Annotated in this window: 17 protein-coding genes and 1 tRNA gene; 15 read left to right on the top strand and 3 right to left on the bottom strand. The window is 61.1% G+C overall.

Translation table 11 applies throughout. The features are described from left to right. The first annotated feature begins 53 nt into the window (after window positions 1-53). The 8 genes from EP165_RS04820 (at window position 54) to EP165_RS04785 (ending at window position 9,929) form a co-directional block, all read left to right on the top strand. On the top strand, window positions 54-1,115 hold the full coding sequence (locus EP165_RS04820; protein ID WP_100650090.1) for a hypothetical protein: 1,062 nt from the start codon (window positions 54-56) through the stop codon (window positions 1,113-1,115). Beyond that, entirely contained in the window at window positions 1,108-1,458 is a 351-nt protein-coding gene (locus EP165_RS04815) for a hypothetical protein (RefSeq protein WP_100650091.1), read from the top strand. The genes EP165_RS04820 and EP165_RS04815 overlap by 8 nt, the downstream gene beginning before the upstream one ends. Before the next feature lie 20 nt (window positions 1,459-1,478). Then, window positions 1,479-2,819 carry an anti-phage deoxyguanosine triphosphatase gene (locus EP165_RS04810; RefSeq protein ID WP_100650092.1) on the top strand — a complete coding sequence of 447 codons (1,341 nt, stop codon included), beginning with the start codon at window positions 1,479-1,481 and terminating at the stop codon, window positions 2,817-2,819. Window positions 2,820-2,977: 158 nt separating this feature from the next. Beyond that, the gene (locus EP165_RS04805) at window positions 2,978-4,786 is read left to right on the top strand and encodes an ATP-dependent nuclease (protein WP_100650093.1); all 1,809 of its coding nucleotides are present in this window, start codon (window positions 2,978-2,980) and stop codon (window positions 4,784-4,786) included. Then, window positions 4,783-6,555 (top strand): ATP-dependent helicase, encoded by a 1,773-nt coding sequence (locus EP165_RS04800; protein WP_100650094.1) that lies wholly within the window; start codon window positions 4,783-4,785, stop codon window positions 6,553-6,555. Before EP165_RS04805 ends, EP165_RS04800 begins: the two co-directional genes overlap by 4 nt. A gap of 405 nt (window positions 6,556-6,960) precedes the next feature. Further along, complete coding sequence (locus EP165_RS04795; protein ID WP_127520387.1) at window positions 6,961-7,917, top strand: PfkB family carbohydrate kinase; 957 nt, start codon at window positions 6,961-6,963, stop codon at window positions 7,915-7,917. Further along, a complete protein-coding gene (locus EP165_RS04790) occupies window positions 7,914-8,825 on the top strand; it encodes a pseudouridine-5'-phosphate glycosidase (RefSeq protein ID WP_127520386.1) in 912 nt (303 codons plus the stop codon). The genes EP165_RS04795 and EP165_RS04790 overlap by 4 nt, the downstream gene beginning before the upstream one ends. 126 nt (window positions 8,826-8,951) lie before the next feature. Beyond that, complete coding sequence (locus EP165_RS04785; RefSeq protein ID WP_127520385.1) at window positions 8,952-9,929, top strand: diguanylate cyclase domain-containing protein; 978 nt, start codon at window positions 8,952-8,954, stop codon at window positions 9,927-9,929. A gap of 58 nt (window positions 9,930-9,987) precedes the next feature. Here EP165_RS04785 and EP165_RS04780 read toward each other — a convergent pair whose 3' ends face one another. Beyond that, window positions 9,988-10,857, bottom strand: coding sequence for a MurR/RpiR family transcriptional regulator (locus EP165_RS04780; protein ID WP_127520384.1), 870 nt, complete (start codon window positions 10,855-10,857; stop codon window positions 9,988-9,990). A 90-nt stretch (window positions 10,858-10,947) separates the two neighbouring features. Between EP165_RS04780 and EP165_RS04775 the strand changes: the two genes are divergently transcribed. The 5 genes from EP165_RS04775 (at window position 10,948) to EP165_RS04755 (ending at window position 17,219) form a co-directional block, all read left to right on the top strand. Continuing rightward, complete coding sequence (locus EP165_RS04775; RefSeq protein ID WP_501981655.1) at window positions 10,948-11,928, top strand: TAXI family TRAP transporter solute-binding subunit; 981 nt, start codon at window positions 10,948-10,950, stop codon at window positions 11,926-11,928. An 85-nt stretch (window positions 11,929-12,013) separates the two neighbouring features. After that, window positions 12,014-14,653: a TRAP transporter permease gene (locus EP165_RS04770; protein ID WP_127520382.1), complete on the top strand. Its 2,640-nt coding sequence runs from the start codon at window positions 12,014-12,016 to the stop codon at window positions 14,651-14,653. 12 nt (window positions 14,654-14,665) lie between these two features. Then, a complete protein-coding gene (locus tag EP165_RS04765; RefSeq protein ID WP_127520381.1) occupies window positions 14,666-15,094 on the top strand; it encodes a universal stress protein in 429 nt (142 codons plus the stop codon). 5 nt (window positions 15,095-15,099) lie between these two features. Beyond that, window positions 15,100-16,425: an aspartate aminotransferase family protein gene (locus EP165_RS04760; protein ID WP_127520380.1), complete on the top strand. Its 1,326-nt coding sequence runs from the start codon at window positions 15,100-15,102 to the stop codon at window positions 16,423-16,425. Continuing rightward, window positions 16,422-17,219 (top strand): beta-keto acid cleavage family enzyme, encoded by a 798-nt coding sequence (locus EP165_RS04755; protein WP_245440016.1) that lies wholly within the window; start codon window positions 16,422-16,424, stop codon window positions 17,217-17,219. The genes EP165_RS04760 and EP165_RS04755 overlap by 4 nt, the downstream gene beginning before the upstream one ends. A gap of 411 nt (window positions 17,220-17,630) precedes the next feature. On the opposite strand, the gene EP165_RS04750 is transcribed toward EP165_RS04755, so the two are convergent. Together EP165_RS04750 and EP165_RS04745 are read right to left on the bottom strand one after the other, a co-directional pair. Next, a tRNA-Ala gene (locus EP165_RS04750) sits at window positions 17,631-17,706 on the bottom strand. Between the two features lie 163 nt (window positions 17,707-17,869). Next, window positions 17,870-18,268 (bottom strand): TIGR02300 family protein, encoded by a 399-nt coding sequence (locus tag EP165_RS04745; protein WP_127520379.1) that lies wholly within the window; start codon window positions 18,266-18,268, stop codon window positions 17,870-17,872. 237 nt (window positions 18,269-18,505) lie between these two features. Between EP165_RS04745 and aroA the strand changes: the two genes are divergently transcribed. Both aroA and EP165_RS04735 read left to right on the top strand, forming a co-directional pair. Next, complete coding sequence (gene aroA / locus EP165_RS04740) at window positions 18,506-19,879, top strand: 3-phosphoshikimate 1-carboxyvinyltransferase (protein WP_127520378.1); 1,374 nt, start codon at window positions 18,506-18,508, stop codon at window positions 19,877-19,879. Beyond that, a complete protein-coding gene (locus EP165_RS04735; protein WP_127520377.1) occupies window positions 19,876-20,577 on the top strand; it encodes an SDR family oxidoreductase in 702 nt (233 codons plus the stop codon). The genes aroA and EP165_RS04735 overlap by 4 nt, the downstream gene beginning before the upstream one ends. Window positions 20,578-20,597 lie beyond the last annotated feature (20 nt).

Here is a 20,597-nt window from a genome sequence, read left to right as displayed (position 1 = left end):
GATCAATTCAAATGTAAGCAGCCGCAACTGGCTGCGTCGGGAGGGGCGCGGGGATGGTACAATCGAAATCAAGAAGGGATGGCGTGCTTGCCATCCTGCCGATCCATTTTGATTTACCGGCCCATGCCATACCCCTCAATACGTTTGTGCGCACCGCCGAACAGACGGAAGCCATCATCGCCTCTTTGAACAGAGAGTTGTTTGATGGAAAGCTGAAATACGAAATTCTGGTGCTTCCGCCGCAGGAAGGCTCCTTTAAAAGCAAGATCGGCGTCTATTTGTTCGGCGGATGGCTTGCCGTTTGGACGTTTACAGAAAGCGACATCGGTCAGGCTTTCATCCGTGGTCTGACATTGCAGGAGCCGGCACATTGGGCCGAGCAGGCCGGTTCGGCGATCAGGGAACAGATCGTTTCTGATGAGGATGACGAAGCCATCGAGGAAGCGGACGAAGAGCCAGAAGACGACGAAGCGAAATGCCTTGCCGCCGCTGAATTCCTTGTCGGAACAACAAAATCCTTTCTTCAAACAGATGTCGCCGAACTGGAATCGGTCGGGATAACCACGACGCGCTTCCGCGATGGATTCGCCGCACGGAACGAGTTTTACGAAGCTTGCGCCGCCACACCTGATATCCGTGCAGTTGGGTTCGAGGACGAGCCTGTTTTCCCGATCGACCGAAGCGACTTTGCACGCCTACAGGTTGTTCTCCCGCCGCTGAAAGACGAGAACGACGAGCCGTGGCAAACGGCCATTGTTGACCTCAAGGTCACGTCCCCGAATTGGGAAAGGGAAGATCGTCAGCGTGCTTGGAAGGCGAAGGACGCCAAGGGCCGCGAGCGGCTTTTCCGGATTGAAGATGAGCAGTTCTGGGGATTGGTAAAAGCCGAACGCCTCAACATCCACATCATGGACACGATCAAGGTGCAGTGGGCATTTCAGGGAAAAGTCAACTCACCCAAAAATATCAGGGTTTTGCGCGTTCTGGAGTTCAATAGCGATGCCTTATCGGAGCCGCTAGACGATAATGCTCTGTCTGCGGTTTTGGGTGCATTTAGCGAAATCGACACAGACCAGGGCGACCTTTTCGCGGGCAGAGGGGGTAGCGATGAGTAGTCGACATCTCCGCACGATCGTGAAGGGAGTCGGTCAGATCGAGATCGATGATCTCTATATCGGGCTCGACAAGTATGGCTGCCACTATGTCATTCCCGTTCAAGCCAAAGACGGAAAAGACCAGATCGGCGCTGTGCAAACAGGCCAGGATATTGCTTTCGGCGCTGAGAAGTTCCCAGACATGCGCTGCCGCCCTGTCGCTGCGCAGTTTATGAACGAGGGAGTCATTGCCCTTTTCGAGCTGACGCTCGACGACGGGCAAGTGAAGGGCGTGGAGGAGCGACACTACTGCTTGGTACCGGCAGATGAACTCGATAGAAAAGCAATTAGGGAGTACCGATAGACGATATGTGTGGAGGGGGCATGTCTGTTTGGGAAAAGCGTCGGAGCGATTGGGTACAGCAGCCAGAGGATCAACGAACGCCTTACGATGTGGATTACGCCCGCATTGTGCATTCCGGTTCTTTCCGACGCTTGCAGGGGAAGACGCAAGTCCTCAATCTCGGCGATAGCGACTTCTACCGAACGCGCCTGACGCATTCGTTAGAGGTAGCGCAGATTGCGAACAGTATCGTTCGTCAACTTTCGGCGCATACGGATCATCCCGTCCATCCTCATTTGCCGTCTACAAGTCTTATTCAGGCGGTTGGGTTCGCGCACGATCTAGGTCACCCGCCATTCGGCCATGGCGGCGAAGTCGCACTCAATTATTGCATGCGGGGTCATGGCGGATTCGAAGGAAACGGGCACACGCTTCGAATTCTTGCTCGTCTGGAGAATTTTTCGAAGTCGCATGGGACGGACGTTACACGTCGCACCCTTCTGGGTGTGCTTAAGTACCCTGCGAGCTACGATGAGGCAGCGAATCCGCTTCTCGTGCCGACGATGGCCAAGGAGCCTCAGTCGATCAGATTGATTGAGCGAAAATCGTCGAAGCCGCCCAAATGCTATCTGAACAGCGAGCGCGATGTGGTCGACTGGATACTCAGCCCGCTCGATCCGGCCGAACGAAAGCAGTTCATTTCTGTAAACCCCGTCGAGAAGAAGCACTCGAAGACGATGTTCAAGTCTTTCGATTGCAGCATCATGGATGTCGCGGACGACATCGCTTACGGCGTTCACGATCTGGAAGATGCAATCGCTATGGGTCTGATAACGGAGCGCGATTTCCGTTCCTCGGTGCCTGAGGAGAAGTGCGCCTCGTTTATCGAGATGCTAAAGCGGCGAAAACCCGATGGAAACCACAACAGTCTCTACGATTCGATCGTGTCGTCGCTATTCGGCAGCGGCAAAGAGCGCAAACACTACATCGGCAGGCTGGTGCATCACTTCATCACCGGCGTAGGGATCATACAGAACGTGGATTTCTTCGAGCCGCTCATCCGCTATAATGCGGTGCTAGCCGGGGGCGAGCGAGAATTTCTCGACGCTCTTCAAGATCTAATCGTGACGAAAGTGATCAAGAGCGCAGAAGTGCAGCACCTTGAGGTCAAGGGGCAAAAGATGGTGGTGTCCGTTTTCGAAGCGCTCGCTTGCGATCCCGAAGCGATGCTCCCTGCGGATGCCTTTGCGGCTTATAAGGCGACCGGAAACGACCTCCGGTCGATCTGCGACTACGTCGCCGGAATGACAGACGGCTTCCTCCTAAAAACATATGATCGTCTATTCAGCCCGCGCATGGGGTCCGTATTCGATAAAATATAAGCGAGTTCAGATAGCGCCTCGCCACGCGCCTATGGAGCAAAATGCTCCATTGTGCTCCGATCTTTCGCAACGCGATATGATTACCGCTATTCTAGCGGCGGAGAGAGGATTTTTGGCGAGCGTCATTTGTTTATTACTCTGGGGTTGGGGGGCAGAAAATGCAGATTTCTAGGGTGGTCGTGCGCAACTATCGCGCGCTTGAGAATGTTGATGTAAGTGTCTGTGAGGACCTGTGTTGTGTTATTGGGGAAAACAACACCGGCAAGAGCGCCCTGCTCAGAGCGATACAAATTTGCCTCGATGTGTCTCTGCCGTCCAGCTACCGGGCGCTGATACGAGAGGATATTCATACGTCAGTTGACGTATCGCGCCCGAGCCAGGTGCTTATTGGGGTCGAGCTCACGGACTTTCAGGGCAAGGTCAACGAAGAAGCGCTCGTCAGCACATGGAAGATAGGGCCTGATAAAGCGCGTATCTTCTATCGATTCCGTCCTAAGCCGAGCATTCGAGAACGACTGAATAACGAGGAGCTCAAGCCCGGCGATCTCACGGTTGAGGATTATTCCTGGGACCTACGGGGGGGCGGTGATCCCGCGTTGGACCTGGCGACAATCGAGTGGAACGACGAGGATGTAGGTGAACCGGTCAGGTTTGCCGACCTTCAATCCTACCTCGTGGTGTCGCTTGCGGCGCTGCGCGATGTTGAAGCCGATCTTCGAAATGCTCGCGTTTCCCCGCTCGTGCGGTTGATCGAAGCCTTCGATGTTCCTCCTGCTGAGCAGCAGGCGCTCATCAAGATACTCGATGATGCGAACAAGCAGATCGAGGCCGCGAAAACGATTTCCGATGTTGCGGAGGCCGTCGATAAATCCTTCAAGACGGTGTCCGGTCCCGCCTTCGAAATGGATGTCGGATTGGGGCTGGCCTCGGCCACATTTCAGTCGATTATCCGCAATCTCAAAGTGCTTCTGTCCGATGCGACGTTGATGAAATTCGAGCCCGCTCGCAACGGGCTCGGCATGAACAACATTTTGTACATCGCGATTCTCGTTGAATATCTTCAAAAGCGCATCGCACGTGCTTCTTCCGCTGGGCAGTTGCTCCTCATCGAAGAGCCCGAAGCACACCTGCATCCTCAACTTCAAATCGCGCTGCTCATCGCCCTGCGTCAGTTCGGTATCCAAGTGATCCTCACGACGCACAGTCCGCAAGTGACCTCACAAGCGCCTTTCAAGACGTTCGTTTCGCTTACACGCAGGGACGACTCCAAAGTGGCTGCTGCTGCGCTCGCCAAAAACGATGCGCTTTCGAAAGACGACATCGCCGATCTTGAGCGCTACCTCGATGCAACCAAGAGCAATCTTCTATTTGCACGCCGTGTCATGCTGGTAGAGGGCCCCGCAGAAATCTTCCTTATTCCCGCGATGGTGGAAGCGGTGAAGGGTATCTCGCTCGAGCGTTCCGGCATCTCAGTGATCGCTATCTACGGCGTTCATTTTGGCGTCTATGCGAAGCTCTTCCGCGCAGGCTCTCTCGAAAAGCGCTGCGCCATCGTAGCTGATGCCGATCTTGCCCCTTCGGATGCCGACGACAGCTTCGACATCGATGAAGATGCAGCGGATCTCGCTGCGCTTAGAGGGCTATACGTTGAGGTGTTCGCAGGCGCGACGACCTTCGAGCGCGAGCTCGTATCGGAAGATACCTTGCCGATGTTCATCGCAGCTCTCAAAGACCTCGGGGCAACGCGCACTGTGAAATCGCTAGAGGAAGCTTATGCCGAGCTCTCTAATGACATTTTTGGCGATGCAGACACTGATCAAATATTGGCGGACGCTGGCGGTATAGTCCTTGCCGCCGCAAAGCGTTTCGGGAAGGCTCGATTTGCGCAAGTCGCCGCCCGGCATGCCGACAAATGCAATGGTCTGCCAGACTACATCGACCAAGCGATCGATTGGCTAAGCCAATGATCAGCCTCACCGCGGAGCAGCGCGCCCCCGTTATCGAAGACGGAAACATCTATCTTTCCGCTTGCCCTGGTAGCGGAAAGACCCGCGTGATCACTGCCAAGCTTCTGCTGCTTGCGGAAGGGCAAGTGGGCTCGCCACGTTCTATCGCTTGCATCACTTACACAAATGCCGCCGTCGATGAGATCGAGGCCCGCCTCAAGCAAATGGGGAGCCGCTCGATTATCGATTGCACCGAAGTCAGCACGATTCACTCATTCTGTCTTCAATATATCTTGCGGCCATATCGGTGGCTGGCGAAGGATGTTCCGGCAAGGTTCAGGATACTAACGCGCGAGTCGCCTGACTTCGAGCGGTTGGTGACAGCCGTCGAAGATGAAATCGGGCGCACCATCGGCCGCACCACGTTCGACGACTATGCCTCAATATCCATGGGATTGGATGGTGAGCCGTACGGTCCGGGCATTGAGCGTGGCATCGTAACGGCCCCACTTGCCAAGCGGCTCTGGCAGTTCATGCTAGCGGGAGGCTTCATCGATTTCTCGATGATCCTTTACTACTCTTATCAGATTCTTCAGCAACACCCGTTCGTCGCGACCGGCGTGGCATCCAAGTTCAAGTGGTTTCTGGTCGACGAATTCCAGGACACAACGGCCGTACAGATCGAGATTTTTAAGGCGATCTTCACGCACAAGCAGAGCGGTTTCTTTCTTGTGGGAGATGAAAATCAATCGATCTATGGCTTTGCGGGGGCTAGGCCTGCATTGGCGCAGGATTTCGCCACTCACATCGAAGCCTCGCTCGACTACGCCCTCTCGGGGAATTTCCGCTCAGGTCCGAGGATCGTCGATGTTGCCGAGACGTTGATCGCGCGAACGCCAAGGATGACGAGCGTTGGTAAGGCAGCGGCATTCACCGAAGCGCCGATCTACGTGCATGTGAACGATCCCAAAGTCGCCATCACCGACTATTTTCTGCCCTGGGTTGAGGCCCAAAATATTCCGCTTGGCAAATGCGCAATTCTTGCGCCCTGGTGGACGCACCTTGTCCCTATCGCGCGACACCTCCGCGCCCTTGGCGTGCCGGTCTTTGGACCAGGTGCGCGGCCGTATCAGCGCAAGCGAACATTTGCAGCCATGGCTGAACAACTTGGTGCTTGTGTCGAGCAGGAACACCTTCTCGGTCTACCTGGCGTGGAGAAGGCGATCTTCGGCATCTTGCAAGAGGTGCTCGGGATCACGCGTTTCGATGTCTTCTCGTACGAGGGACGGCGGACGGCGCTGTCGCTGGTCTATGAAGCCAAGAAGATTGCAGACTGGAAGCCTGGCGGGCTTGCGTGGTTAAGGGCTTGCTCGGCCGAGAGCGCCGAGATTCTCGCGCGCGATGGCTGGCTGCCGGAGGCCGACAAGTGGCTGTTGCGTCAGTCGGTAAATGAGATGGAAGCAGACATGGTTAGACGCAATGTCGATGTCGCAAACCTTGAGATTGCCGATCTGGGTTTATTCGCTAATCCGGATCGAGCCATAAAACTCATCTCCTTGCACAATTCCAAGGGGCGTGAGTTTGACGCGGCAGCCTTAGTTTGCATGAATGAAGGAAGCGTCCCGCATTTCAGCGCCAGGACGCAGAGCGAATTCGATGAGGCGCGGCGCCTGATGTACGTCGGAATCTCGCGGGCTAAGAAGCTGCTGCTTATTGCCTCTCACCAAATGGACTACAGAGACCGGCCATCACGTTTCATAGCGGAGTGTGGCGTCGCACGTACGAACTAACGAGGTTGTCACAGGCGCTGTGGGCTAGAGAGCTACGGCGGAACCTGGGTGATGACGGTTTGAGAAAGGCAGCGTATCGGGGCGGGTAGCCGGACGTGCCCACAAAGTGCGTTCCTCTGCGCTGTGATGGTCACCGTCGAGACACAGCGGCGAAGCGCGGGATTCGAACCAATCTAAAGGAGGGCTATAGCGTAGACATAGTTATCATCTTCGCCCGGTACGGCGCGCCATTTCTCCAAAGCCCGACATGCAACGATGCGTCTCGAAGCGGCGGCGGCCGGTCTGCTCGTTTGCCGGGACAATTCGCGTTGCAGGTGCACCCGGTAGGACGCTGCCGCCCTGTAGCCTGCGACCATGTGATGCGGGCCGATTGTGCGGCCGCGGGCGGGCTTCTATCGTCCGGCGATGAACGATTCTTCCGATCGCGCCGGGGCCGGCGTAGCAATATTCGGCGGTGCGGTATTCGACCGTAAGTACCAGGCGCGGGCACGCCTGGTGCCGGGTACGTCCAACCCGGTCGATTCCAGCAGCAGCCATGGCGGCGTGGCGCGCAACATCGCGGAAAATCTGGTCCGGCTCGGCGTGCCGACCGCGTTTCATTCCATCGTCGGCGCCGATGCGGCGGGTGAGGCGCTGGTGGAGCGGCTGCGCGGGCTCGGGGCCGATGTTGGGGGCGTCGTGCGCAGCAGCGAGCGTCCGACGGCCGAATATGTCGCGGTGCTCGAAACCGATCACGAACTTGCACTCGGCATTGCCGACATGGCGATCTTCGATCTCTACTCCGAGGCGCATCTGGACGCGGTCTGGCCGCGGGTCGCGCAGGCGAATTGGATACTCGCCGACTGCAATCTGCAGACCGGTGTCCTGCAGGCGCTTGCGCGGCGCTGCGAAGGCGCGGGAGCACGTTTTGCCGTCAACACGGTTTCCGGTCCCAAGGCGGTGAGGCTGAATGGCCTTGGGTCTGCGGTCGGCCTGTTGTTCACCAACCGCGATGAAGCCAACACCCTCATCGGGCGCGATATCGCCGCCGATCCGCGAAGTGCTGCGGAGGCGCTGCGCGACTGCGGTTTTGCCGCCGCCGTGGTCACCGATGGCGGCAACGGATACGCGATCCTGGAGAACGGTGCCGTCAGCTGGCATCAGGCGGTCGAGGCCAGCCCCGTCGACATCACCGGCGCTGGCGATGCCTTCGTCGCGGGGACCCTTTCGCGCCTGTTTGCCGGTGACGGGCTTGCGCTTGCTGCTCGCTCTGGTGCATTGCTCGCCGCGCGTACAACCGAAACACTCGAAAGCGTGTTGCCCGACCTGTCGCCCGGCTTTTTCGCTGGCGGCGGCCGCGCAATGCCCGGACCTGCATCATGAAGCCAGAATTCCTCTCCATCCATCCCGACGTCCAGTCCGCACTCGATCAGGGGCGGCCCGTCGTCGCTCTGGAATCGACCATCATCACGCACGGCATGCCGTATCCGGCGAATGTGCGGACCGCGATCGAGGTCGAGGAAATCGTGCGCGCCAACGGCGCAGTGCCCGCAACCATCGCCGTCATCGACGGCCGGATAGCGGTCGGTCTCTCCACGGACGCGCTCGAGAACCTCGCGACGGCAAGCGGCGTCGTCAAGGCATCGGGGCGTGACCTCGCGGCGGTGATGACCCGGGGCGGCTCGGCCGGTACCACCGTGTCGGCAACGATGCGCATCGCCGCGCTTGCCGGCATCAGGATATTCGCCACCGGCGGTGTCGGCGGTGTCCACCGCGGCGCGCAGGAAACGTTCGACGTATCGGCCGATCTCGTCGAGCTGGGCCGAACGGCGGTTACCGTCGTTTGCGCTGGCGTGAAGTCGATCCTCGATATCCCGCTCACGCTTGAGTATCTGGAAACGCAGCGTGTGCCCGTCATTGCCGCCGGGAGCGATGATTTTCCGGCCTTCTACACGCGTTCCAGCGGCCTCAAGGCCGATCACCGGCTGGACACGCCCGAAGAGATGGCGCGCGCGATCGCGATTCACGGGCAGCTTGGCACCGGCACCGGCATATTGATCGCCAACCCGATTCCCGAGGCGGATGCGCTCGATCCGGCTTTTATCGATGGCATGATCGCCGACGCCGTTGCCGCGGCAACCGAGCAGGGGATCGGCCGCAAGGAACTGACACCTTTCCTGCTGGCGCGGATCAACGAGCTTTCCGGCGGCACCAGCCTCAAGGCGAACATTGCTCTGGTGAAGAACAATGTCGCGCTTGCTGCCCGCATCGCCGCTGCCCTCGAAGCCTGAACGGCCATCTGGCCGGACCAAAAAACCCCGCCGCAATTAATTCAAAGGCAAGCTTTCCCTGCGTAAGGTCCTTCAATCGAGCCGGCCGAACAGCTGGCCGCATTGTCTGGATTGGGGAACGTGACAATGGCAGCCGAAGCAGCGCGAACCGTCGCGCAGACTGGACACGCGGAACAGGCGCGGTCATTCGTCAACATGGTCGGGCTGATTGGCGACCTGCGCGAAAGGGTCCGCTTGCTCGAAGCGGTTATGGAGAATTTTCCGGGCGGCATTTCGTTGTTCGATGACAATCTGCAGATGGTTCTGTGCAACCGGCAGCAGAAGGTCCTGCTCGAATATCCCGACGAGCTGATGGCCGACGGCTATCCCTCGATGGAGGAGCTGTTCCGCTTCAATGCGGTGCGCGGCGAATATGGTTCCGGCGACATCGAAATGCATGTCCGCCGCCGGATGGAACTGGCTCGCAAGATGGAGCCGCATTGCTACGACCGGACGCGGCCCAACGGCACGGTCCTCGAGGTGCGCGGCATGCCGCTGGAGGGCGGTGGTTTCGTAACCACATATCTGGACGTGACGGAGCAGCGGCGCAACCAGCAGCTGGTTTCGCACATGGCCCATCACGATCCGCTGACCGATCTGCCCAACCGCATGCTCTTCAACGACCGGCTGACCACCGCTGTGGCACAGGTGAAGCGCCGGGGGCTGATGGCGGTCCATTATCTCGACCTGGACAAGTTCAAGCCGGTGAATGACAGTTTCGGCCACAAGGCTGGCGATGAGATGCTCATCGGCGTCGCTGAAAGAATCAGGAAGGCAGTGCGCGAGAACGACACGGTCGCACGCCTCGGCGGCGACGAATTCGCCATTGTGCAGACCGGTATCAACCAGCGCGGCGACGCGGCCGTTCTGGCAAATCGCGTTCTGGCGCTTTTCGAGAAACCGTTCGAACTGAGCGTCACCAGCGTCAAGTTGGGCATCAGCATCGGCATCGCGCTCGGGCCCGACGACGGCGCCACCTCGGACGATCTGCTCATGAAAGCAGACAACGCGCTCTACTGCAGCAAGAGTGGCGGTCGCAACCGTTTCAGCTTCTTCGAGAAGTAGCCGCGGCGGCGCTGGGCCGCGGCAAACCCTCCGGCAGGCTCAAGACGGGCAACAGGTCTCAGCGTACATACGCGCCGCTGTTGTGCAGGCGCTGTTCGTAGCTCGCGATCCGAGCCGGTGCCTGGTCCGAACGCGACACCATCGTTGCAATCAGAATTTCGGCCGTCGCAAATGCGGCAACCAGACTGGGCAGCGTTTGCGGCCCCATCATGGGCGGCACGAGCACGATCTCGGCACCCTCGGCGACCGGCGAACTGAACCCGTCGGTGATCGCGATGGTTTTCGCCCGCTGCCCTTTCGCCAGACTGGCGGCAAGCACGGTCTCGACCGAATAGAGCGGAAAGGTGATTGCAATCACCACATCGTCCGGTCCGGTCTCGGAAATCAGGTCGTATATGTCGCCAGGCTCGCTCATGCGCTGGGCAAAGGCGGGAAACGCCATCGCGCCCGTGTAAGCCAGGTACCGGGCGAGCGAATAGCAGCTCCGTACCCCGACGCAGTGAATGCGCCGCGCTTTCAGGAGCAGATCGGCCGCCATGCCGATCTTCCGCAGCGAGTCGTCGTCGAACAGGGCATCGATATTGGCATGCGCGGCATCGCGAAGGGCGCTGTAGAGATCGCCGCTTGCCTTGCTCTGCAGCTCTGCGGCGCGGCTGGAATAGAGGTCCGAGCGCTGCCGCAGCGCATCCTGAAAGCTCAGCCGGCATGCCTCGAAACCGTCGAAACCCAGCGCCTGCGACAGGCGCACGACCGTATTTGCGTTGACGCCGGCTTTTTCCGCCAGCCCGCGAACGGAATGAAACGCGACTTCGTGCGGGCGGGCCAAAACCCAGTCGGCAAGCCGGGCGACCTCCGGCGCGGCCGTCTTCTTCAGGCCGGACAGCTTGTGCCTGAGGGCATCAATGGATGGTTCGGTGGCGGCAGTCATTCCGATACATTTGTATTCGATCCTTGACCGTTTTCAATTGTTTGTATCATCATACCCCCAGCCGCAACCACCGAGCGGCAAAAACGGGAGATTCGACATATGTCCAAGAAAATTATCGGTGCAGCCGTTGCGGTCGCCGCTGCGCTGTTCGCCGCTCCGAGTATCGCCCAGGATCAGACCTTTGTGACGATCGGTACCGGCGGTGTGACGGGCGTTTATTATCCGACAGGCGGCGCCATCTGCCGGCTCGTCAATCGCGGCCGTTCCGAACACGGTATTCGCTGCGGCGTGGAATCGACGGGCGGATCGGTGTTCAACATCAACGCCGTGCGAGGCGGCGAGCTCGAATTCGGTGTCGCCCAGTCCGACTGGCAGTATCATGCCTACAACGGCACCTCGCGGTTCGAGGAACAGGGGCCGTTCGAAGGCCTGCGGGCGGTGTTTTCCGTCCACCCCGAACCGTTCACCGTCGTTGCGCGTGCCGATGCCGGCATCGCCAACTTCGAAGATCTCAAGGGCAAGCGCGTTAATGTCGGCAATCCGGGGTCCGGCCAGCGCGGCACGATGGAAGTGCTGATGGAGGAGATGGGCTGGTCGATGGGCGATTTTGCGGTCGCCTCCGAGCTCCAGGCCGCCGAGCAGAGCCAGGCGCTGTGCGACAACAACATCGATGCCATGGTCTACACGGTCGGCCACCCGTCCGGTTCGATCCAGGAGGCAACCACCGCCTGTGACAGCGTGCTTGTGAATGTCGCGAACGACGCGGTGACCAAGCTGGTCGAGGACAATCCTTTCTACCGCGTCGCGACCATCCCCGGCGGAATGTATCGCGGCAATGACAATGACACGACGACATTCGGCGTCGGTGCAACCTTCGTCACCTCCGCTGACGTGTCTGAAGATGTCGTCTATGAGGTTGTGAAAGCCGTGTTCGAAAACATGGATCAGTTCCGCAGCCTGCATCCCGCATTCGCCAATCTCGATCCGAAGGAGATGGCCAATGACGGTCTCTCGGCTCCGCTGCATCCGGGCGCCGAGAAGTACTACCGCGAAGCCGGACTGATCGAGTAACCGTGCCGGCCAGATGAAACAGACTGTTTGTCCCGGGTGCCACGCGCCCGGGACATTTTGGTTTTAGCGGGAGGAGGGGAGCAGGATGAGCGCGCAGGACGGCGAGCCGCAAGGCAGAAAGTTCACCGACGAGGAACTGCAGGATCTCGTAGCAAGCACGGATAGCGGCGCGCGGTCGCCCGCAAACCGTCAGATTGCGCTGCTGATATCGGGGCTGGCGCTTGCCTGGTCGCTGTTTCAGCTGTGGATCGCCCAACCCCAGCTATGGTTCGGCGAATATCTGCCTGTGCTGAATTCTTCGCAAACACGGCCGATTCATCTGTTCTTCGCGATCGTGCTCGCATTTCTCGCATACCCGGCGCTGAAATCCTCGCCGCGCCAGTATATTCCGGTCGGCGATTGGCTGCTCGCGGCGATCGGCGGGTTCTGCACGCTCTACATTTTTGTCTTTTCGGAACACCTGGCCCTGACGGCGCGCTCCGGGCTGCCGACGCAGACGCAGATCATCGTCGGCAGCGTCGGTCTGGTCGTTCTGCTGGAGGCGAGCCGGCGCGCGCTCGGCCCCGCCCTGACCGTCGTGGGTTCGCTGTTCCTGCTCTATGCCTATATGGGCACTGGCTGGTTGATCCCCGAACTGATCGAACACGAAGGCCTGTCCTTCAAGGCGCTGATCAATGCGCAGTGGCTCGATACCGCGGGTGTGTTCGGCATTCCGCTCGGCGTCTCGACCGCCTTCGTGTTCCTTTTTGTGTTGTTCGGCTCGCTGCTCGATAAGGCGGGTGCCGGCAACTACTTCATCAAGCTCGCCTTTGCCGGGCTGGGCCATCTGCGCGGCGGCCCTGCCAAGGCGGCCGTCGTCGGTTCGGCCATGACCGGCCTGATTTCCGGTTCCTCCATCGCCAATGTGGTGACCACCGGTACCTTCACCATCCCGCTGATGAAGCGGGTCGGCTTCACCAACGAACAGGCCGGTTCGGTTGAGGTCGCCTCGTCGGTCAATGGCCAGATCATGCCGCCCGTCATGGGCGCTGCCGCCTTCCTGATGGTTGAGTTCATCGGCATTTCCTATGTCGAGGTCATCAAACACGCATTCATCCCGGCGGTGATTTCCTACATCGCGCTGGTCTACATCGTGCATCTGGAAGCGCTGAAGAAGGACATGCCAGCACTTGGCGAGGCGAAGTCCTTCCCGGCGATGATCCTGAAGTTCTTTATCGGTTTCGCGGTTGCCGGTGCGGCATTCACCGGGTTGATCTATCTGGTCGGCGCGCTGCGTTCGGTGGTGCCGACGCTCACTGGGCCGATCATGATGGTCGCACTTCTGGCGGTTTACGTCTGGCTTGTCTCGATAGCGGCGAGGCGGCCGGACCTTGAGGTCGACGATCCGAATGCCGCGGAGATCAAGCTGCCCAAGGTGGGCGACGTCTACGCGACGGGCCTGCATTTCGTGCTGCCCATCGTCGTCCTCGTCTGGTTCCTGATGGTCGAACGGCAAAGCCCGGCAAAGTCGGCCTTTTACGCCACCTCGCTGATGCTTCTGATCATCGTTACGCAGCGGCCCCTGAAGGCGTTGATGCGCGGAACGGCCGACAATATGTGGAACGAGGCCCGGCAGGGCTTCGACGACCTCAAGGAAGGCCTGATCGCCGGCGCCCGCAACATGATCGGCATCGGCGTCGCCACCGCGGCGGCCGGCATCATCGTGGCCACCGTCACAAAAACGCCCATCGGCACCGAACTTGCCGGGCTGGTCGAACAGCTTTCGGGCGGCGTGCTGATCATCATGCTCATACTGGTGGGTGTGTTTTCGCTCATTCTCGGCATGGGTCTGCCGACAACGGCCAACTACATCGTGGTGTCGTCGCTGATGGCGTCTGTGGTGGTGTCGCTCGGCGCGCAGGAAGGGCTGATCGTGCCGCTCATCGCAGCGCACCTGTTCGTGTTCTATTTCGGCATCATGGCAGACGTCACGCCGCCAGTCGGGCTGGCGAGTTTCGCCGCCGCTGCGGTATCGGGCGGCGACCCGATCCGAACCGGGTTCACGGCGTTCTTCTATTCGCTGCGCACCGTGGCGCTGCCGTTCCTTTTCATCTTCAATCCGACGCTCATTCTCTACGGCGTCGATCTTGGAACGGTGAGCGGCGTCGCCCAGGCGGTGTTCGTGTTCATCATCGCGACATTCGCCATGCTGCTTTTCGCGGCTGCCACGCAGGGCTATTTCCTGGCCCGATCGCGTATCCACGAAAGCGCGGCGCTGCTTCTGGTCGCATTCACGCTGTTCGTGCCGAATGTGTGGCTCAACATGCTGCAGCCCCCGTTCCGTGAGGTGCCGCCGGCCCAGTTCGAAACCGTACTCGGCGAAGTGGCCGAGGGCACGCAGCTCAGGCTGCAGATCGAAGGGCCGGACTTCAACACAGGCGGTACAGCGGCAACGACGCTGACGATGAATGCGGAGGGGGCGACGCCCGCCGAGCGCATACGGAATTCGGGTCTGCTGCTTATTCCGGAGGGCGACATCGTGCGGCTCGATGAGCCGGCATTCGGCACGGAAGCGGCGGAGGCGCTGGGCAATTTCGACTTCTATGCCGATTCGCCCGTTTTCCTGGCTGCCGTGCAGGTGCCGCGCGACAGGCTGCCCGAGCAGGTGTTCTACATTCCGGCGTTGCTGTTGCTCGGCCTGGTGATTGCCATGCAGCGCCGGCGCCAGACAAAACCGGCATTCTGAGGGGGAACGGCCATGTACAAATCCATCCTTCTGCCGATCGACCTTTCGGCGCCGGCCAGCTGGTCGCAGTCGCTGCCGGCCGCGCGCCACATGATGGGAGAGGGCGGCACGCTCCATGTGCTGACCGTCGTCCCCGACTTTGGCATGTCGGTTGTCGGCAGCTTCTTCGAGAAGGGTTTCGAGAAAAAGGCGCTGCGACAAGTCGGCGAGAAGCTGGCGGCGTGGGTCGGGTCGAATGTCGAGGAAGGGATCGACGTGCATCCACATGTGACGCACGGCCGTGTGTATGAGCAGATCATCAACGCGGCCGACAAGCTGAACGTCGATGCAATCGTCATTGCAGCACATACGCCGGAGCTCGCCGACTATCTCCTCGGGCCGAACGCGGCGCGTGTGGTGCGGCATGCCAAGCAAAGCGTCTTCGTGGTCAGGGGGAGCTAACCAGCATGTCGGGTCACCTCTTCGGAAGGTCGACATCCGAACTTATCACTGCCGAGCGCGGCGAAGGCTGCTACATTTTCGACAAGTCCGGCCGCGCCTATCTGGACGGCGGCGGCGGGGCGGCAGTGTCCTGCCTCGGCCATTCCGACGCGGGCGTGCGTGCGGCGATCCACGAACAGCTCGACCGCATCGCTTTCGCCCATACGGGATTTTTCACCTCCGAAGCCGCCGAAGAACTGGCGGATTTGCTCATCGCCAATGCGCCTGCCGGGATCGATCGGGTCTATCTGCTTTCCGGCGGCTCGGAAGCGAATGAAGCCGCAATCAAGCTCGCGCGGCAATATTTTCTTGAGATCGGCCAGCCTTCTCGGCATCGCCTGATTGCCCGGCGGCAAAGTTATCACGGCAACACGCTTGGCGCGCTGGCAGCCGGCGGCAATGCGGCCCGGCGCGAGAAATACGCGCCGCTGCTGGTCGAAACCTTCCACATCGCACCCTGCCACGAATACCGCTTTCGCGAAGAGGGCGAGAGCGCTCTCGACTACGGCCGGCGCGCCGCCGACGAACTGGAAGCGGAGCTGAAACGGCTTGGGCCCGAAACGGTGATGGCGTTCATTGCCGAACCCGTGGTCGGCGCCACGCTGGGCGCGGTGCCCGCCGTCGAAGGCTATTTCCGCCGCATCCGTGAGATTTGCGACAAATTTGGCGTGCTGCTGATCCTCGACGAGGTGATGTGCGGCATGGGTCGCACCGGCACGCTGTTCGCCTGCGAACAGGACGGCGTTGCCCCCGACATTGTAACGGTCGCAAAGGGACTGGGCGCCGGCTACATGCCGATCGGTGCCATGCTGTGCAGTGGCGCGATCTACGACACGATCGCGCAGGGCTCCGGCAGCTTCCAGCACGGCCACACCTATCACGGGCACCCGCTTGCGGCTGCCGCGGGCGGGGCGGTCGTGAAGGCGCTTCTGGGCCGAGATCTCCTGGCACAGGTACAAAGCCGGGGGCGCCATCTCGAAGCCGCGCTGAACCGGACATTCGGCCAGCATCCCAATGTCGGCGACATCCGGGGCCGGGGGCTGTTTCGTGCCATCGAACTGGTGGAAGACCGTGCGACGGGCCAGCCCTTCGATCCTTCGCGCAAGCTCCATGCACGGATCAAGGCGGCGGCGCTGGAAGAGGGGCTGTTCTGTTACCCCGGAAGCGGAACCTTTGACGGTAGGGCCGGCGACCACGTGCTTCTGGCTCCGCCTTTCATCATCAGCGAGGCGGAGCTCGACGAGGTCACGGCGCGGCTCGCCAAGGCGGTTGAGCAGGCGTTGGCCGCGTGAACCGGCTGGCCGGCCTGCCCGACATCATGCTGGCGCCCAACGGCGCGCGCCTTGGCAAGGCCGATCATCCTGCGCTCCCGGTGACGGTCGCCGAAACGGTTGCGGCGGCCCGCGCCGCAAGTGAAGCGGGTGCGAAGGCGCTCCACGCGCATGTGCGGGATGCGGAAGGCCGGCATGTGCTGGACGCAGGGCGCTATCGCGAGCTGATAGCCGAAATGTCGCGCGCGGTGCCGGCTATGCCGGTGCAGATCACCACAGAAGCCGTCGGGCGTTACACGCCGGCCGAGCAGCAGCGGGTGGTGCGCGACGTGATGCCGGAGGGCGTGTCGGTAGCGCTGCGGGAAATGTGGCCGCTGGCCGGCCCGGACAGGCAGGCCGCGCGATTTTATGTCTGGGCCAATGAGGCCGGTATCGCCGTGCAGCATATTCTGTACGCGCCTCAGGACGTCAGCCGCCTGCTGGCGTTGGCCGCTGCCGGCGATGTGCCGGGGCCATTGCAGATGCTGTTCGTACTCGGCCGTTATGCGACACCGTGCGAAGGCCGCCCCGAAGACCTGCAAGGTTTCATGGATGCGGCGGCCGAAATGCCCGAAGGCAGTGAGTGGGCGGTCTGCGCGTTCGGGCAGCCGGAGCAGGCGTGCCTGCTTGCCGCGGCGCGGCGCGGCGGCAGGATGCGGATCGGTTTCGAGAACAACCTGCTTCGCCCGGACGGCTGCCTGGCGCGGGACAATGCCGAGCAGGTCCTGGCGCTGCGCCGGGCACTCGCCGCAGAAGGGCTTTGCCGCGAGCCCTAGCTGGCTGCGGCTTTCGCCAACCCTAGCGGGCAGGCCGGAGAGGCAAGCTTGTCACAAGCGAAAAATCGGCGGAGGTGAAAGGAGTATCCTCGAACCGGAACAAGGCCGCGACTGCGGCCCGGGCTTTCGCCCGCCCGCGCGGAGCCGGCGAGCGCAGCGGGTTCGGCGTGAGCGAAAAAATTGGTGCAGGTGAGAGGAGTATCCTCGAGCCGGAACAAGGCCGCGACTGCGGCCCGGGCTTTCGCCCGCCCCCGCGGAGCCGGCGAGCGCAGCGAGTTCGGCGTGAGCGAAAAAATTGGTGCAGGTGAGAGGAGTATCCTCGAACTGGAACGAGGCCGCGACTGCGGCCCGGGCTTTCGCCCGCCCCCGCGGAGCCAGCGAGCGAAGCGAGTTCGGCGTGAGCGAAAAAATTGGTGGAGCCAAGGGGAGTCGAACCCCTGACCTCTTGAATGCCATTCAAGCGCTCTCCCAACTGAGCTATGGCCCCACACTTCCGGCATATGCCGGCGCCGTTTCCGGCGAAGAGGTCTGGCCCGCCTCGCGGCTGGCCAACGTGCTGGCGGCTTCTAGACCCGTCACCAGCGAAGATCAAGACCCGCCGAAGCGGTTAAATGCGCCGCACCCGCCAGGGCGGTGCGGCGCCGCATTCATTAGCTGTCGTCGTCGTCGTCATCGACGTCGATGATGCCCGACACATCGTCATCGTCATCTTCGTCGTCTTCAAGGAAGGTATCGTCGTCGTCGTCGTCGCCGAGATCGACGTCGTCATCGTCCTCAAGGTCGACATCCGGATCGCTCGACGATTTTTTGTTGTCGTCGTCGTCCTCGGCGTCTTCCAGCGAAACGACCTCTACATCCTCATTCTCGGTTTCCGCTTCCGCGGTTTCCGCTTCCTCTTCTTCCTCGACTTCCTTCACGTCGTCTTCGAAGAAGCTGAGCGGATAACTTTTGCCGCTGTAAGGCGAGACGATTGGATCCTTGTTCAGGTCGTAGAATTTCCGGCCCGTTTCGGGGCAAATTCTTTTGGTTCCAAGCTCGAGTTTTGCCACGTGCTGCCTCTGCTCATCCTTGGCCGGTACGTCCGGGGGAGGCGCGGCGTCCGGCAATTTTCAGTCCGTAAATAGGTCGGTCCCCATAACCACAAGTTCGGTGGCTGTCAAAGGCATTCCGCGCCTGTGAAAAAGCAGGGCCCGAACAACTCTCAAATCCGGCCGCCGGGCAGCAAACGGGGATGACCCTGCCGGTCGGCCATGATAGGACGCCTCCGCCAGCCGGGACGATCATTGATGACACACCATACCGCACCAAGACCGACGACCGCACGCTTCTCGCAAGCGTTGAGAGGTGCCGTCAAGGTACCGGGCGACAAGTCGATTTCGCACCGCTCGCTGATGTTCGGCGGGCTGGCGGCGGGCCAGACGCGTGTGACAGGCCTGCTTGAGGGCGAAGACGTGATCCGCACGGCAGCCGCCATGCGCGCCATGGGAGCGCTGGTGGAAAAGACCGGCTCTGAATGGATTATCCAGGGCGTCGGCAATGGCTGCCTGCTGGAGGCGGCCGGGCCGATGGATTTCGGCAATGCCGGTACCGGGGTGCGGCTGACGATGGGTCTGGTGGGCTCCTACGATATGGCCTCCACCTTTATCGGCGATGCCTCGCTTTCCAAGCGTCCCATGGGCCGCGTGCTCGACCCACTCAGGCAGATGGGCACGCAGGTGCTTGAGGCCGCGTCTGGCGATCGGCTGCCGCTGACGATGCGCGGCGCGGCGCGGCCTGCGCCGATCACGTACCGGGTACCCGTGGCGTCGGCGCAGGTGAAATCCGCCGTGCTGCTCGCCGGACTCAATACGCCCGGCATCACAACGGTTATCGAACCGGTAATGACGCGCGACCACACCGAGCGCATGCTGAAAGGTTTCGGCGCCCAGCTCGACGTCGAAACCGGCCCTGACGGCGTGCGCCACATCCGCCTCGAAGGCCGCGGCAAGCTGACCGGGCAAACGATCGCGGTGCCCGGCGACCCCTCCTCTGCCGCTTTCCCCATCGTGGCAGCGCTGATTGTGCCGGGTTCGGACGTGACGATCGAAAACGTGTTGATGAACCCAACCCGCACCGGCCTCATCATCACCCTGCAGGAAATGGGCGGCGCGATCGAGCTCATCAATCCGCGCTCCGCCGGCGGCGAGGATGTGGCCGACATCCGCGTGCGGCATTCCGACCTCAAGGGAGTTGCCGTGCCGCCCGAACGCGCCCCGTCGATGATCGACGAATACCCGGTTCTGGCCGTTGCCGCTGCCTTTGCCGAAGGCGAGACGGTAATGGACGGTCTTGAGGAATTGCGGGTCAAGGAGAGCGACCGGCTGGCCGCCGTGGCGCGCGGGCTCGAGGCCAATGGCGTCGATTGCACCGAGGGCGAGGCATCGCTAACCGTGAGGGGCAGGCCGGGCGGCAAGGGGTATGGCGGAACCGGTGCCGCGACTGCCGTCGAAACCCATCTCGACCATCGTATCGCGATGGCGTTTCTGGTCATGGGGCTGGCGGCCGAGAAGCCGGTCACCGTGGATGATAGCGGCGTCATTGCCACCAGCTTCCCCGAATTCCAGGGCCTGATGACCGGTCTCGGTGCATTGATCGAAGCCGTCGAAGGCGCCGAGGCATGAACGGCAAGGTCGCGATGATCGTCGGCGGCGGTTCCGGCATGGGAGCGGCGGCCGCGCGCAAACTTGCCGCGGATGGCTACGCCGTTGCTATTCTGTCGTCCTCGGGCAAGGGCGAGGCCCTGGCAAAGGAGCTCGGCGGTTTCGGCTTTACCGGCTCCAATCTCGAACCGGACGACCTGAAGCGTTTCGTCGATGCCGCGCTCGAACGTTACGGCCGCGTCGACGCGGTCGTCAGCAGCGCCGGTCACGGTCCCAAGGGTGATATTCTCGACATCTCCGATGCCGACTGGCAGCGCGGCATGGAGTTCTACCTGCTCAATGTCGTGCGCATCGCAAGGTTGTTGACGCCGGCCATGCAGGCGCACGGCGGCGGGTCGTTCGTCAACATCTCGACCTACGCGACTTTCGAGCCGGAGGCCGCCTTTCCGACCTCGGGCGTGTTTCGCGCCGGGCTGGCCGCCTTCACCAAGCTTTTCACCGACAAATATGCGGCCGGCAATATCCGCATGAACAACGTGCTGCCGGGTTTCATCGATTCCCTGCCGGAAAAGGATGACCGGCGCGGGCGCATTCCGATGGGCCGCTACGGCACGATGGAGGAGGTGGCGGAGCTGATCGCGTTCCTGGCCTCGGACAAATCCTCCTACATTACCGGCCAGAACATCCGCGTCGACGGCGGCATCACCCGGTCGGTGTAGGGTGTCCGCGCTTTTCCTGG

The organism is Mesorhizobium sp. Z1-4 (assembly GCF_004000235.1).
In the GTDB taxonomy this organism is placed as follows: Bacteria; Pseudomonadota; Alphaproteobacteria; order Rhizobiales; family Rhizobiaceae; genus RCIO01.
The sequence above is the reverse complement of the archived record's forward strand: the minus strand, read 5'-3'. Positions and strand labels throughout refer to the sequence as shown.

Coding starts and splice junctions, on each gene's coding strand:
- EP165_RS04770 (WP_127520382.1), top strand. CDS start 12,014: ATGAGCGCGCAGGACGGCGAGCCGCAAGGCAGAAAGTTCACCGACGAG.
- aroA (WP_127520378.1), top strand. CDS start 18,506: ATGACACACCATACCGCACCAAGACCGACGACCGCACGCTTCTCGCAA.
- EP165_RS04790 (WP_127520386.1), top strand. CDS start 7,914: ATGAAGCCAGAATTCCTCTCCATCCATCCCGACGTCCAGTCCGCACTC.
- EP165_RS04780 (WP_127520384.1), bottom strand. CDS start 10,857: ATGACTGCCGCCACCGAACCATCCATTGATGCCCTCAGGCACAAGCTG.
- EP165_RS04815 (WP_100650091.1), top strand. CDS start 1,108: ATGAGTAGTCGACATCTCCGCACGATCGTGAAGGGAGTCGGTCAGATC.
- EP165_RS04810 (WP_100650092.1), top strand. CDS start 1,479: ATGTCTGTTTGGGAAAAGCGTCGGAGCGATTGGGTACAGCAGCCAGAG.
- EP165_RS04785 (WP_127520385.1), top strand. CDS start 8,952: ATGGCAGCCGAAGCAGCGCGAACCGTCGCGCAGACTGGACACGCGGAA.
- EP165_RS04760 (WP_127520380.1), top strand. CDS start 15,100: ATGTCGGGTCACCTCTTCGGAAGGTCGACATCCGAACTTATCACTGCC.
- EP165_RS04820 (WP_100650090.1), top strand. CDS start 54: ATGGTACAATCGAAATCAAGAAGGGATGGCGTGCTTGCCATCCTGCCG.
- EP165_RS04795 (WP_127520387.1), top strand. CDS start 6,961: ATGAACGATTCTTCCGATCGCGCCGGGGCCGGCGTAGCAATATTCGGC.
- EP165_RS04805 (WP_100650093.1), top strand. CDS start 2,978: ATGCAGATTTCTAGGGTGGTCGTGCGCAACTATCGCGCGCTTGAGAAT.
- EP165_RS04800 (WP_100650094.1), top strand. CDS start 4,783: ATGATCAGCCTCACCGCGGAGCAGCGCGCCCCCGTTATCGAAGACGGA.
- EP165_RS04765 (WP_127520381.1), top strand. CDS start 14,666: ATGTACAAATCCATCCTTCTGCCGATCGACCTTTCGGCGCCGGCCAGC.
- EP165_RS04735 (WP_127520377.1), top strand. CDS start 19,876: ATGAACGGCAAGGTCGCGATGATCGTCGGCGGCGGTTCCGGCATGGGA.